The sequence below is a fragment of the Fructobacillus sp. ESL1117 genome (assembly GCF_058508565.1).
The window spans coordinates 320231-334770 of sequence record NZ_CP196385.1 but is presented as its reverse complement, the minus strand read 5'-3'; the positions used below and the strand labels follow the sequence as shown (position 1 = coordinate 334770).

10 protein-coding genes are annotated in these 14540 nt (G+C 44.0%); 2 read left to right on the top strand and 8 right to left on the bottom strand.

The features are described from left to right. Window positions 1–14 precede the first annotated feature (14 nt). The 4 genes from ACSYSH_RS01385 to ACSYSH_RS01370 form a co-directional block, all read right to left on the bottom strand. Complete coding sequence (locus tag ACSYSH_RS01385) at window positions 15–290, bottom strand: cupredoxin domain-containing protein (protein WP_489816505.1); 276 nt, start codon at window positions 288–290, stop codon at window positions 15–17. A 55-nt stretch (window positions 291–345) separates the two neighbouring features. After that, complete coding sequence (locus ACSYSH_RS01380) at window positions 346–717, bottom strand: cupredoxin domain-containing protein (RefSeq protein ID WP_489816504.1); 372 nt, start codon at window positions 715–717, stop codon at window positions 346–348. A 58-nt stretch (window positions 718–775) separates the two neighbouring features. After that, entirely contained in the window at window positions 776–1201 is a 426-nt protein-coding gene (locus ACSYSH_RS01375) for a CopY/TcrY family copper transport repressor (RefSeq protein WP_489816544.1), read from the bottom strand. A gap of 247 nt (window positions 1202–1448) precedes the next feature. Next, window positions 1449–2501, bottom strand: a complete 1053-nt coding sequence (locus ACSYSH_RS01370; RefSeq protein ID WP_489816503.1) for a 2,3-butanediol dehydrogenase — start codon at window positions 2499–2501, stop codon at window positions 1449–1451. 389 nt (window positions 2502–2890) lie between these two features. Here ACSYSH_RS01370 and ACSYSH_RS01365 point away from each other — a divergent pair, with 389 nt between their 5' ends. Then, window positions 2891–3358: a DUF2798 domain-containing protein gene (locus ACSYSH_RS01365; protein WP_489816502.1), complete on the top strand. Its 468-nt coding sequence runs from the start codon at window positions 2891–2893 to the stop codon at window positions 3356–3358. A 114-nt stretch (window positions 3359–3472) separates the two neighbouring features. On the opposite strand, the gene ACSYSH_RS01360 is transcribed toward ACSYSH_RS01365, so the two are convergent. Beyond that, window positions 3473–4858 carry an MDR family MFS transporter gene (locus ACSYSH_RS01360; protein ID WP_491702563.1) on the bottom strand — a complete coding sequence of 462 codons (1386 nt, stop codon included), beginning with the start codon at window positions 4856–4858 and terminating at the stop codon, window positions 3473–3475. Window positions 4859–4999: 141 nt separating this feature from the next. On the opposite strand from ACSYSH_RS01360, the gene ACSYSH_RS01355 reads away from it, so the two are divergent. Next, window positions 5000–5608, top strand: a complete 609-nt coding sequence (locus ACSYSH_RS01355) for a TetR/AcrR family transcriptional regulator (protein WP_489816500.1) — start codon at window positions 5000–5002, stop codon at window positions 5606–5608. Between the two features lie 126 nt (window positions 5609–5734). On the opposite strand, the gene alsS is transcribed toward ACSYSH_RS01355, so the two are convergent. The 3 genes from alsS to ACSYSH_RS01340 form a co-directional block, all read right to left on the bottom strand. Then, on the bottom strand, window positions 5735–7414 hold the full coding sequence (alsS, locus tag ACSYSH_RS01350) for an acetolactate synthase AlsS (protein WP_489816499.1): 1680 nt from the start codon (window positions 7412–7414) through the stop codon (window positions 5735–5737). A 236-nt stretch (window positions 7415–7650) separates the two neighbouring features. Continuing rightward, complete coding sequence (gene lepA / locus ACSYSH_RS01345; RefSeq protein ID WP_491702564.1) at window positions 7651–9450, bottom strand: translation elongation factor 4; 1800 nt, start codon at window positions 9448–9450, stop codon at window positions 7651–7653. A gap of 554 nt (window positions 9451–10004) precedes the next feature. Continuing rightward, window positions 10005–14354: a S8 family serine peptidase gene (locus ACSYSH_RS01340; protein ID WP_491702565.1), complete on the bottom strand. Its 4350-nt coding sequence runs from the start codon at window positions 14352–14354 to the stop codon at window positions 10005–10007. Window positions 14355–14540: the final 186 nt, after the last annotated feature.

Below are 14540 nucleotides of genomic sequence, written 5' to 3'. Positions count from 1 at the left end.
ACCTCGTAAACTCTTTAAACCGATTGAACGATAACCTTTCCCTTGACCATGTTCATGCCACAAGCAAATTCAAATTCGCCAGCCTGGTCAGTCGGAATGGCAAAGCTGATCTCCTCATTTAATGGCAACTTGGATTGGAAGCCAAAATCATGTAACTGAACAGTGTCTAAACAACCGCTCTCACTAATCCGCTTAAAGGTTAATGTTGCTTGGTCACCCTTTTGAAAAGTCACCACCTTTGGTTGGTATTGTCCGTCAACTGTGACTGTTTGTTCTACTTTCTTTGCCATAACTGTCTCCTTCTTATACGTAAACTGATTAGTTTCATCTTGATATGAAACTCCCTTATTCAACGGTTACCTGACCATGGAACATATTCATCCCACAAGCCCATTGGTACTTTCCGGGTTGGTCGGGATTGATATTGATAGACACTTTTTGACCTTGTGGTAATTCCCGGTTAATGCCAAAATCAGCAAAAACCACGTGATCCAAACAACCAGAAGGATCAGTGCGAGTGAAATTCAAGGTCGCTGGTACTCCTTTTTGCAAGACGATGTGCTCAGGGGCATAGCCACCATTAACTTGAATATCAACGGTCTGCCCCTGTTCTCCAAGAATTGCTGATGCACTTTCAATTTTATGTTGACCAAAGAACCACCAAATAATAAAGGCCATCAAAGCTAAGCCCGTGGCCATCATCAAAATCTTATCCATAAAATACTCCTAACTTTGCTTTTGTAAATACCGTTCGTTAATTCGTCATGTTTTTGTTTTAACGATTAACCATTGCGCAAGAATCACCATCTTCATGAAGACAATGACAAGCAACCTGGTCTGGAGCACTCGGTTCGCGTTCATCAAGGATTGCTCGAATATTTTGAATGTCTGTTTTGCTCAACGGTTCTGCTTTCATAAGTGCCGTTAAGAGCGTCCCCTTATAGGCGTCACAAACGGAGTCAAAAAAACGGTTAGCGTGATCATCGATTGCCTCATATTCAGCCACAACCGGCACGTAGGTAAAGACCTTTGCTGATTTATCGACTGCAATCATGTCCTTATCCGTCAAACGTCGAATTAACGTTTTGACGGTCGAAGCCGACCAGTCATGTGATAACTGCGCTTCCTCCACAATTTCACGACTAGTTGCCCGCTTCTTCGTCCAAATAATCCGCATAACCACTTGTTCGGTATCAGTAATGTTAATGATTGTTTTCTCCTCCGTTCACCAAAACAAATCTGTTTACAAATGTAAACAAAATCAGTATAACTTCCTTGTTTACATTTGTAAACATAAAAATAAAAAAACATTCCCATAGCTGGCAATGTTTCTGATTAGTGATTTGTTATTTGCCTCTTCGGGCCTTATCTTTCCTGCATTACGTTCATTAAAAACTTACGTAGAACTAATAAAAAAAACTTTCAAAGTGAAAGTTTTTTCGCACTATTTATTTACTTTTAGTTAGGTTCACCAAGATTTTTTCTTCAGAAGAATCATTAATTAACGGCAATAATCCCTTCTTCAAAAAATCAGCTAAGCGAATTTCAGAAGTAATCACTGGTTCGACCTTGAGTCGGCCACTAGTAACTAAATCGATTGTTTGTTGGAAAGTTTGGCGTGAATAGGCAATGGTAGTCGTAATTCGCACACCGGCGTTCATAACTTTACGGATATCTAAACGAATTGGTTGCGAAAAAATCGAAACGACTACAACACAACCACGTGGTTTCGTCACAGAGATTGCTTGGTCAAAAGTTTCTTGAACTCCAGCCACCTCAAAGGATGAATCCGCTCCTTCCGGCAAAATCTGGGCAATTTTTTGTTCAACATCAACAACTTGACTGGCATTAACCGTATCAGTCGCCCCCATCTCTAGAGCCTTTTGCAGCCGGATTTCTGATAAATCAACAACAACGATTTGTGAAGCGCCCGCGGCACGTGCGACCTCCGCTAACAAGACACCAATTGGACCAGCACCAAAAATGACCACAGTCTGACCAAAAGTTAGATCCGCTTCCTTAACCGCCTGAACAGCAACAGACGCAGGTTCCATGACTGCGGCTGATTTTAACGAAAAAGTCTGGGGCAGATGGTAGAGATTTTGAACCGAAACGTTCGCATAGGGGGCTAGCCCACCATCCTTACTCAGTCCAATAAAGCTATAACCGTCATAAACATCAACATCATCAGGGGATTCTCGCTTGGTAATTGTCGGATTAACCACCACATAATCACCTACCTGAAAATCGTAGACATCAGGGCCAACAGCTTCAACGACTCCTGAAAATTCATGGCCAAGAACAATCGGTGCCGCTTCATTTGTCAACGGATCAGGAAAAGTCGTTGGAATTAAGACCGGTCCTTCTTGATACTCATGAAGATCACTACCACAAATCCCAGCATAAGCGACCTTAATCGTCACCTCATCGCGAGCCAGTGGTTTCAGATCCACTTCTTCAATTCTGATGTCTTTGACTCCGTGCCAAACAGCTGCCTTCATGTAAAACTCCCGTAAAAATCAACGAATTCACCGCAATATCATTGCAGTAACATTCCAATGTAATTACAGCATAGCAGGAAATCATCCATTTGTCATCACTTTGACGCTAACTGTCTTCTAAATAACAATTGAGCATACCGTATATCAAAAAAACTGACCAATGATCACAGCCTCAAACATCAGCCACTGACACTGAAAACAGTCAATGACTATCCATGGCTTTTTTCTAGTGCTGATGACCCATTTGAAAAAATAAGTAGTTAATTTAGATTACACATGGTGCCCATCTGACGTCTACATATTTTTCTAGTAATTCTCATTAAATCCTTACTTACGAGAAAAAATTTTATATGCTAAGTTGGAATTAATAAGAAAAGGAGCATTGATGAATGCCACATAATTTTAGAGAAGAACTAATTTTCATGTTAATGATGGCTGGCCTGATGGTTTTGGGTATGTCCATTTACAATATTTACCTCGCTGACGGGCTAACAGATGGTTTCTGGCACGAAGTCATCGTTGGTTACCCCCTTGCTTTAATCGTTGCCTTGGTTTTTGACGGTTTCCTCGTTGGTCCCTTGGCTAAGATGCTGGCTTTCAAGCACATATTTCCCCGCTTCAAAGCAACGGATGGTCTCCAGATTCCTCTAACCATCTCCATACTGATGGTTTTGGGCATGGTTACTTGCATGTCCTTCTTTGGTATCTTAATCAAAGGACACTCACTAGCAGCCTATCCAAAGGCTTGGCTTTTCAACCTGCTTTTGTCCTTACCAATGCAAATATTAGTTGTTGGGCCAATCGCCCGGGCGGTGTTAGCAAAGATTCAACGATCTGTAGGACCAGCTAAAAACTAAATCAGAAAATTTTTATTCAAACAAAAAAGTATCCACCACTGCCCCGCTGATTTAAAATTAGTGAGACAAACCGATGGATACTTTTTCTTTACAATTGACTTCGTTGTCAGTGCGTTAACTCTTTGGCTCAACTTGCTTTGGCAAAAAAACGGCCGGAATAAACATCACAACGGTAATAGCCATCGACCACCAAAAGGCATGTTGATAAGCAACAATGTTGGCACCAAAGGCCGGGTGGATCACAATGTAAGCGGCAACGACAGTGGCCACTAGTGCTGAACCGAAGGCGCCACCAACGTTTTGAAAAATTCGTGCGCCAATGTTGGCTTGCGGAATCAATTCCTTTTCCATCCCCAAGAGAATTGTGGTCATCAGTGGCATAATCACACCACCAACCCCAAGGCCACGAACAAAGAGCGTAACACTAACAATGCCCATGTTCGTGTTGCTATTAATCCAACCAAATGGAATCGTCCCAATTAAGGTCAATGAAAGGGCCAGCCAAACCACATAGCGAACTCCGATGTGCTCGAGTAATTTCAACAAGACCGGACGAATCAACAGCATCCCAATTCCCTGGGGCAGTAACCAAAGTCCGGTTGCTAAAACAGACAGCGACCGCCCTTGTTGGAAGTACAATGGTAAAATCAGCATTGGACCATTCGTTACCATCCCAGCTAAAACCAAGTTAATCGTTGTCGCTGAGTAAACTGGCGACTTAAACAAAGCAAGTGGCAAAACTGCTTGGTCTTTTTTGTACCTCGCCCAAATCCAATAGGCCACAAAGGCCAATAACCCAGCAGTCACATAGAGACGGGTGTCGGCATTGTTAAAGCTGGCCCAATCGCCAGCACGCGAAAGGCCATAAATAACAGTGGCCGAACCTAATCCTAGCAAAGCAATACCAAGAGCATCAATCCGTGCTGCTTTATTCAAGGCTGGAATATTTGGTACCTTCCAAATATTCATGCCTGTTGCAATAACCATAATTGGTACGTTGATCCAAAAAATCCATTGCCAATTGCCATATTCAACAACAAGTGCTCCAATAATTGGACCAAAAATGGGGCCAACCATAATTGGCAACATCACGACCATCATCAATTTTTGCAAATGTTCACGCGGTGCTAAATTGACCAGCATGGTTGTGACTAGGGGAATAATCAAACCAGCCGCAAAGCCCTGAATGACTCGGTACAAAATCAAGACATTAATGTCATGACTTAATGCTGCCCCCACCGAAGACAAGCCGAAGAATAGTTGCGCTGCCAAAAAAACAAATTTTCCATTAAAGCGCTGCGTTAACCAGCCCGAAAACGGCAAAGCAATACTGGTGGCCAAACCGTAGGCTGTAATAATCCATTGCACATTCCCTAGTGTAGTATGTAAATCACGACCGATATCGTTAACAGCGATATTGGTCATAGTTGTATCAAGCATCGGCGCCAAAAGGCCAAAAGCCAAAATCAGCGCAACATTGCGTATTTTTTTAATTTCCATTTTTCCACTCTGTTTAGTTTATTTGAAAAAAATAAGGAACGTTTTGTTCTCTATTTTAATTCGCTGATTAATATACTCGGCTATTAAACAAAAGTCAATAAGATACATAACGTTTCTTATTTTTTGTGTTAAACTATTTTTATGGAAAAAGAAACGCAAACCAGAAAACGTGGGTTAGCCCTCGAACAAACAATCTATGCGGTAGCATTACACCTTTTTGACCAACAAGGTATCGATGCAGTGACTTTTAAAAATGTTGCTCATTTTGCCCAAACATCCAGGAGTGTCTTGTATCGTCGGTGGGACTCACCATCGGCCCTCTTAGTGGATGCGGTCCACCACTGGGCACACGAAAATTCTGGGTTCCCAGAGGATTTAGATCCCCAATCCTTTCCCGATACTGGCAGCCTGCGTGGAGACCTCATTGAAAACGCCCGGCAAATTGAGGGACTGCATGAACGCATTAACCAATATTTGATTAAATTTACACTCTATCAAGCCATCAATGGTGAAACCATCAATGATGACCTCTTAAAAAAGGCCGAGGAAGGTGCCGTCGAGCTTGGAACTTTGTTAGCTACTCGGGCTATCAATCGCGGTGAATTAAAGACAGTTCCCACCAAAGAGGTCTTAATGCTCCTGGGTAATCTCCGCCGCTACTATTCGTTTATTGCCACCCAGCAAGCACCAAAACCAGAAGAATTAATCGACCAAATTGTCCTCCCAGCTTGGGTAGCTAACCAGCAATAAAATCAGCATTGGCCTACTAAAAAAGCCTTTCAGATAATTTTTCTGAAAGGCTTTTTTCATTAATGAAGTTGTGAGGGTGGCATTAGTTCAAATAAAAGGATCTTTTGGCCGATAACCAAACCAACATTACCCCTCCGATTCAATCAACTGAGATCCTAATTCAAAATTGTGTGAATAATCAACGGGTATGTCAACAACAACTGGCCCCTCTGTTGCAAAGGCTTCTGTCAAAACCGCATCAAGATCAACTGGTGTTTCAACACGCAGTCCCTTAGCACCAAAGGCCTCTGCGTATTTCACGATATCAATGTGACCAAAGTCAACACCGGCAGCTTGACCGTCATACTTCATTTCCTCTTGAAACTTAACCATATCATAATGGGCATTATCATTCCAGACGATATGCACCGTGTTCAAATGCAAACGGACGGCTGTCTCCAATTCCATTGCAGAAAAGAAGAATCCACCATCACCAGAAACAGAAACTGATTTGGCATTCGGACGAACCAGCGCAGCGGCCATTGCCCAAGGCAGGCCGACCCCAAGTGTCTGCATTCCATTAGACGTCAAGAAGTGACGAGCAACATACGACTTAAAGTGGCGGGCCATCCAAATATAGTGTGAGCCAATATCGGTCGAAACTGTCATGTCATCAGTCACGTGACTTTGCAAGGCCTTGATAACATTCAACGGGTGGTTCAAATTGGCTTGTGCTGGCGTGTATGACGGCTCATCAGAGGCCTTCAAATCAGCCTTTAACTCTTGCAATGGGCCCTGGCTTTCTACCGGCACCTGATAACCTGCAACCTTCTTTGTCAAAAGTGTCAATGATTGAGCTAAGTTACCAACCAATTGGCGCGTGGGGACAAAGTTATTGTCAATCTGAACTGGCGCAATATCCATGGCGACAATTTTCAAATCGTTTTCCTTATTCCAATTTCGTGGTTCATACTCGATGGCATCATAGCCAACCGTCACAACCAAGTCAGATTGTTTCAGCAACTTATCACCAGTTTGGTTACGGAAGAGGCCAACCCGACCGAAGTATGATTGAGCTTCCAAGTCACGCGAAATCACACCGGCTCCCTGGAAGGTTTCGACTACTGGCAAAGGCGTTTGTTTCAATAGCGTATGCAGGGCCGCCACCGTGTCATCATCAGAACCACGGGCACCGACAAGCAAAACGGGCAACTTGGCCGCCTTAATTTGTTCAGCCAACCAGTCTAAATCAGCTAAAGCAGCTGCCCCCTGACGAGGCTGGTTCACGACAGGCAATGCCGGGCTGTTCACTTCAACATCATCGACGTCCTGTGGCAAAGAAACAAAGGCTGCTCCCCGCTTGGTTCCATTAGCCGCCGCAAAGGCATTAGCAATAATTTCAGAAATATTGTTTGGGTCTTGAATCTCAGAACTAAACCGGGTCACGCTTTGAAACAAGGCTGCCGAATTCGTTGATTGGTGCGTCAACCGATACAAGTCACGACGAGGAACCTGACCACCGATGGCTAACACTGAATCACTTTCTGCATTAGCAGTCATCAAGCCTGTCACCAAGTTGCCAACCCCAGGACCAGAAGTAGCAATAACCACGCCTGTCTTACCAGTAATCCGTGAAAATGCCTGAGCCATAAAGGCGGCATTTTGTTCATGCCGGGTCACGATCAACTTTGGTACCCGTTGTCCCTTTTGTGGGTGCTCAAGTGTCTCGAACAAACGATCAATCTTCGCTCCTGGAATGCCAAAAACGAGATCAACCCCGTGATTCACTAAGGAATCTGTGACAATGTCCGCACCATGTTTTTTCATTTTAAATTTTCCTTCTTTTTTATTAATATTACAATTTTTAGTCTATGCTTCGAAACAATAAAAGTCAATTTAGTTCAAAAATTATCAAATTTTTATTTAAATATTAAAACCAAACAGTTATTTTGGCCATTTTTTTGCGAATATCTCGATTATTTTTGAATATAAATTCTAAATAAAAATCATAATTTAGTATTAAAAAAAGCCCCAAAGCAAGCTGCGCTGGGGCTAATTCTTAATTATTTTAATGAAAGTAAAGCATTAAAAACGTCTTGTGGTAATTCAATATCAGACTGAGCCGCCTGACGTTTGTTGGCACTTTGACGGCGAAGGAGCGCCTGTTTTTTCGAGATGCTCCGTGCTTGACCATTGACTGCAGCATTTTTACGCAATGGTGGTACATCAACACGGGCAATGACACGCCCTTCCACGACCGCTTGAACTGGCATTGGATAAAGACGTCTTGGAACCGTCCTCTTTAACTCATGGACTAATTGCTGCGTTTGCTCACTCACTCGTGAACGATGAGTGACAAAGGCCAGTGCATCGACCTGAGCATAGTTAACCTGCACGTCGACCTTGACCAAATCAGCTTCCTGATAGCCAATCGGTTCCGTACTAAATGAAGCATAACCGTGTGAAAGTGACTTTAATTGGTTGAAGAAATCGTAGGCGATTTCAGATAAAGGCATTTGATAGACCAGGCGGACGTAATCGCCCTGGTTCCCCATATCCATGAAGACACCTCGATAATCATCCGCTAGTTTCATCAGTTGATTAACCGAATCGCTTGGCGTCATGATAGTCGCCTTGACCACTGGTTCCTCAATGGCCAAAATTTGGTCAAAATCAGGAAACTTGGTTGGATTAGTCACCAGTACCGTCTGAATATCCTGACCTTTTTGTGCCACTTGTACCTGGTAAGAAACGTTTGGAGCTGTCACCACCACTTCAATGCCAAACTCAGTTTCCAAACGCTCTTTAATGATTTGCAAATGAAAGATACCTAGGAACCCCGCTCGAAAACCTGGCCCCAGCGCCTCGGACTGCTCAGCTGTTAAGACTAAAGAGGTATCATTCAAAGCTAATTTTTGCAATGCCTCATGCAAGACATTGTAGTCGTCGACTGGGTAAATCCCCGCATAAACCACTGGCTGACTTTGCTGGTACCCAGGCAACGCCGTTCTTGTTGGTTGAATTTGGCTCGTCAACGTATCGCCAACAGTCACCTGCTTGGGATCTTTAATCCCAGTCACGATATAACCGACTTCTCCAATGGTTAATTCGTTGACAGGCACTCGGTTTGGCTGATAAATACCAACTTCTTTGGCCAACAACTTTTGACTGTTAGCCATCAATTGCAGCGCGGCGCCCTTTTTCAGAGTTCCATCGATGATGCGAACTTGGGCAATGACCCCTTGAAAGGCATCATATTCCGAATCAAACACCAGGGCTTTGAGAGGGCTGCTTTCCTCACCGACCGGTGCCGGTAATTCATGAACAATTGCCTCCAAAAGGTCCGCTATTCCCAAACCCGTTTTGGCTGAAATATGGTAAATTTGACGATTGGCTAAGGTCTGATCCAGTTGTCTAATTTGTTCTTCGCCCTCGTCAACCTGAGCACTAGCGGCATCAATTTTATTTAAAACCGGCAAAATGGGCAGTCCCAATTCATGGGCCAACCGCCAGTTAGCAACAGTTTGTGCTTGAACGCCCTGAGTTGCATCAACTAAGAGGATAACCCCATCGGTTGCTGATAAACTTTTTTTGACTTCATAGTTAAAATCAACATGACCCGGTGTATCAATCAGATTTAATTGATAATCTCGGCCGTCATTGGCCCGATAAGTATTTTGCACCGTCCGTGACTTGACCGTCACGCCATGTGCTTGCTCGACACCCATGCTATCTAATAACTGGGGCGTCATTTCCCGGTCCGAAACCGTCTTGGTTTTCTCCATTAACCGATCCGATAGCGTTGACTTGCCATGGTCAATGTGGGAAATAATCGCAAAATTACGAATTAATTTAAGGTTCATTGTTCAGTTTCTCCATTCGAATGCTGTGCACGTTGAATGGGGCTGAAAAGACTTCAATCCCATTCCGTTATCAGAATGAGAAGCCAACAAGTTGAATTGTCATAATTCCTTTCTCCTTTCCTTTGGTCAATAAAGGGTAAAAACTGATCAGCGTGTTCACAATTCTGATCAACGACTGTATAAATTTCTTCCGCCATTTCAACCAGGACGAAAACCAAGGCCACACCAGGATGATTTTATAACTGAATTCTTGTCAGCGTTCATCCCGATTTATTCAGTTGAAATCACTATTCTTATTAGTATTTTAACATAGTCATTTCGCCTTTGTTCGGATTACCTAGAATTCTCCCAACCGCATTTTTTCCTAGTAGAATAAACTGTTCTTTTCCTGTAACTCGCCAAATTATTAAATTATTCATGAAAAAAAGGCAAATCAAAGCGATTTGCCTTCTTCCAAGATTAATTTTGCTTTTTGTTAAGCACACTTATAAGTTAACATTCCATTTAAATCAAATTATTATTGGATTTTTATCATTATCTCCTTTATTTTTTTATTAAAAAAACTTATTAATCAAAGCATGCCAACTATGAATTAGTGGTGACAGTAGGTGGGTTTTCCAACTCCACCAACATCCGACTGGCTGGAAATGGAACCAGTCCCTCCAGCTTCCATGTTGCCGTTGTTGACTATGTGCCTGGTCGTCATGCCGTGGTAATGGCCTGGAAACTTGGTTGCCTAGTCTTGGTCTGGATGGCCGATGATTAACAACCGCTTTTTGCCTATTAGGCGTCGGTGGGAATTCATTTACTATCACTGTAACCACTTTTGATTCATTCCCGTAGGCATCAATTGTTTTGAACTGAACCGCTTTATTTTCTCGGATTGACACATCACCCTGATATGTTTGCCATTGCTGACCCTGATTTAATGAATAGACAATCGTCAGATTGTTATCACTTGGACTATTGGCCGGCCGATTCGCTTTTGCTGTTAGCAGCATTGGGAACAGTTGATTAACGCTAAAACCAGCTTTTGCAATCGTGGGTGCTGGCAAAGTGCTTTGATAATAGCGGACATTCACCTTCTTTTCAGTCCGATTGCCCACGGCATCACGGATTACCAAAACCGCCCGGTTGTCACCTTCCGTCAAGTGGAAAGGCACCGAAAACTCGGTTATCCCACCAGTGGTCTTTTGGTTAAAAGTCAGACTAAAGTTTTTCTTAGCAATCATATCGCCATTAATCATCAGTTGGTAACCATCATAGTTGTCACCAGCTTGCCCTTTCAACTGGTAAGCCTTTTGGTTAGTTTTAACTTGATAAGTTCCATCATTTAGTCGTTCTAGCGTCCTTTCGTTCATCAGGTTTAGCTCCGGCAAACTAGTGTCAACGTAGAATCTCAAGCCACCATCAACCAAAGTTTGACCACCAACAATCAGCTGAATTGGCACCACGGTTTTGGCATTTGGCTTCGCCTCTACTACCGTTTGAAATGCTAGCGTTTGCGGATCGACTGCTACTGCAAGGCGCTTCCCTTGGCTTTCACCAATCAATAGCTGATCCACTGCTTGACGCAGATGCCCACTAATCGTGAGCTTTTGTGTTTGCTGGTTATAGTATCGTGTTTGAGCAGTCACTGTATTTACAAACAAATTAATAAAATGATCAAAGGTAATCATTGGCTGGTTAGCGTTAACTAGCAGCCAATCCTTATCCGGCTCACCCTGACCTATCCTGGTCCGCCCTTGGCTAACTGGACTCAGCGTATTCTTGATCATCCCCGGTTGACTCTGTTTAATGCCATTAACCGGAGAAGGGAGTGTTGATGCAGGCTGATCAGCCAAAAAATCAGCGTTAGGCCCTGAAAGCGTAAAAGATTGCTTCGTCAGATTGCCTGCGTTATCGAATGCTAAAATTTGAATTCGATTCTTTTGGTTAGTATGAAATGCCTGAAGCTGGTCCGGACTCATTGGCAACAATAATTGTTGATGGAGCTGGTGGTTTTCTTGCAATGGCTGGTCAACAATTGTCAAAAGCCCATTAACAACGAAACCAATTCGGCCAAAAGTATCAATACCACTCAAGTCGTCCGTCAATCCAGCGGCCAGACAAATTGATTTTTTTGATTGGGCGGCGGATGGATTCAACTGTTTTTTTACTTGGAAATGTGGATTGGTCACCACCGGGCCATGTCGATCAACTTTGATTGGAAAGATTAACCGCTGACGAGTAGGTCGTCCACCAGCTGAACCATTTAGTCGACCACTAGCCGCTTCAGCAGAAAGTTGGTAGTAATACTGACCATCTGCAACAGGCTCATTTCGGCCCGTTTTACCATTCCACCGATCACCACTCCAACCATGGCCACTAGCATCATACGTTGTAAATTGATCACGTCCACGTTGATAATAGGACTTCAGTACTTCGTCATCAACACTGACCCTTCGCAATGGTTGCTGGCCAGCCCACCGGTCTTCAGCCGGATTATGCTGATAGATTTCGGCCACCACGTGATGGGCGTTGCGCCAGAGGTTAAGGAGTGGTTGCGAATAGCCGTTCATCATCGCCAAATCTGGTGTAATCGCAATATTTTCCGGAATGATCTTTCCCGCCTTGTTCAGACCCAAAGGTACTCGTTCACTATCAACGAGGGCCGATTGGCCAAAGTAGGAATCAGGATTCCAGGCAGGCCGGTCAAAAATTTGCTGGTTTTGCCAATCGCCGTAGTAACCAAGATATGGCATGGCTAACTGTGCCCCTTCTTTCAGCTTATGACCAGCGGAATCAACCGGCTTAAATTGTAAATAGCCTTCAACAAAGCCCCCTTTAGCCTGGTCGGGCAAGGTCAAACCAAACAAAACGGCCACTCGCTGATGGGCAGGAACCCGAATAATTTTCTGTTCACTATTTGACACTTGCTTTGCCACACCAGTTCCAATCAGCGACAAATCAGCACCCAAAATTTGCTTATCCGTGGCCATCTTTCCTGGTACCGAACCATCGGTCCAAACACGGTGGTCCGTCTGGTAACGAAAATTTTGCTCATGGTCACTCTGATTTTCCAAAAAGACTTGCATCGTTTGCTTAGACTCCGAAAAAGCTCCCAAAGAAAGCGATGAAGTCCCTTTTGAGGTTGTTAGCTTAGTCCGACTGTCGATTGCATCATCAACCCGAGCTAATCCTGCCCCCTGAACGCGGGGCGAAATAATGGCTGACGTTTTTTCGTCGACTAATGGCCGTGCAGTGTTCATCAAAGCAGTCTTTATATGCTGGCTAATTTTGGGGGCTGGTACCCGTCCAGCCAACGATTGGGCGAACAAAGCAGCTGATCCGGCCATGACTGGCGTCGCCATCGAAGTCCCTGACATGTAATCATACCGGTTATCATTCAAACTCGATAATAACCGACCACCCGGAGCAGTAATGTCGGGCTTTAACTGTAAATCAGGCGTTGGCCCATAAGACGAAAAGGAAGACAGGTGGCTCAATTTAGCCGGGCCATCAGTCGGAATATCATAAGCCAGGTTATTCGACGAAGCCACGGTCAAAGCTGAATCGAGTACACCCGGTGAACTGAGCGTTCCAGTATCGTTTGTTTGGCGTGTATTAATGACATTCAAACCAGTATTAGAAGTCGACAGACCAGCGTTGCCCGCCGCAACGACCGGAATGCTCTCCTGCTGAGCAGCCAAATTAATGGCGCGCTGTTCCGGGCTGTCCTGGTCAACATTACCGCTAGCAGATCCCAAGGAAAGATTAATCACATCCGCCTTCAGAAAAACAGCATCCTCAATTGCTGCAATGATATCATCACTACTCGCACCACCACCAGTATTCGAGAAAACCTTCATGTTTAGCAGCTGTGCATTCGGTGCAGTCCCAATTGCATAATGATTTTGATCAAAATGAGCAAAATTAGGCAAGGCCGAATAGCCGGCCGCTAAACCGGCAACATGCATGCCATGCATCGAATTTTTATTTAAATCAAAGACCGTATTCACCGTTCCATCAGCATAGTTGTAAGAATAAGGAACCTTTGCCGATGAATAGCAACCATGACCAAGCCGCTCGATGGCCTGTTTCGCCTCTGTTTGACTAATTTTCTGCTTGGCTTCCTTGCCAAGAGACATTAACTCGTGCTTAGTATCAATGCCCGTGTCAACAATTGCAATGACCGTCTTGTCCCCTCTTAGATGATGGTGGTGCCAAGTTGTCGAAGCCTGCACAATTTGATCTGCGGCCAAATCTTGCGGTTGGTAAATGTTAGCCGGCGTCACGCGTTTGACCCCAGCAACAGCTTGAACATCCTTGACATCCTTAACCCGCGTTACAATCGACATCGTATTGGTCAAATAACCAAATTCGTGTTGGGCTTTTTTCTTAGCAATTTTTTCGACTGCATCCCGGGCCGATCGTTGTTCCGCTACTACTTGTTGACCAGCAGCCCGAACTTCCTTAATATTGTTCTCCCGCGCGTTTCGCCGCACGCGTCTTGCTACCGGGTCTTGTTGGCGTTGTAATCCAGCGACTAGGGTCTTTTCTTCTTGCAAAGCTGCTGGTGGCCGATCAAATTCAACCATTAAGGTTACTGGACTGTTAGCCAATGCCCGTTCTGATTTGGGCACTGGTAATCCTTTAGCCTTGAGCTGATCCTTCACTCGGTTTTTAAATTCCTGATCTGCTTGCTTTCGAAGACGCCGATGATCTGCGATCATTTGTTCTTCTTGATGATTTTGGACCGCTGATTGGGCCTGAGCCTTAACTGGGTCCTTGTTGGCTTGTTTCACAGCTTGCTTGGCAAACTGATTTTCCATTGCTGAGGCAAAAAGCCCACCTTCAAGCACAGTAGGTGCTAACAGAAATGCTAGCAATATCAATCCTAAGCGCTTTTGCCGATAGTACATAAGACAACCTTCCTCTCTACCTCTGTTGAGGTGTTGATTCCACTTGTCTCTTCCTATTTCTACCATCATTATAGGAAGAATCGATTGGCGATACAACTTTTTTCACCAACAGAGCCAAAAAGAGATTGGTTATGTCAAAAAATTTGGAACATTTACTCAGCCTTTCTTCAGAAAAGAAAACCCAAT

Coding starts and splice junctions, on each gene's coding strand:
- ACSYSH_RS01355 (WP_489816500.1), top strand. CDS start 5,000: ATGGAAAAAGAAACGCAAACCAGAAAACGTGGGTTAGCCCTCGAACAA.
- ACSYSH_RS01385 (WP_489816505.1), bottom strand. CDS start 290: ATGGCAAAGAAAGTAGAACAAACAGTCACAGTTGACGGACAATACCAA.
- ACSYSH_RS01340 (WP_491702565.1), bottom strand. CDS start 14,354: ATGTACTATCGGCAAAAGCGCTTAGGATTGATATTGCTAGCATTTCTG.
- ACSYSH_RS01360 (WP_491702563.1), bottom strand. CDS start 4,858: ATGGAAATTAAAAAAATACGCAATGTTGCGCTGATTTTGGCTTTTGGC.
- ACSYSH_RS01380 (WP_489816504.1), bottom strand. CDS start 717: ATGGATAAGATTTTGATGATGGCCACGGGCTTAGCTTTGATGGCCTTT.
- ACSYSH_RS01365 (WP_489816502.1), top strand. CDS start 2,891: ATGCCACATAATTTTAGAGAAGAACTAATTTTCATGTTAATGATGGCT.
- lepA (WP_491702564.1), bottom strand. CDS start 9,450: ATGAACCTTAAATTAATTCGTAATTTTGCGATTATTTCCCACATTGAC.
- ACSYSH_RS01370 (WP_489816503.1), bottom strand. CDS start 2,501: ATGAAGGCAGCTGTTTGGCACGGAGTCAAAGACATCAGAATTGAAGAA.
- alsS (WP_489816499.1), bottom strand. CDS start 7,414: ATGAAAAAACATGGTGCGGACATTGTCACAGATTCCTTAGTGAATCAC.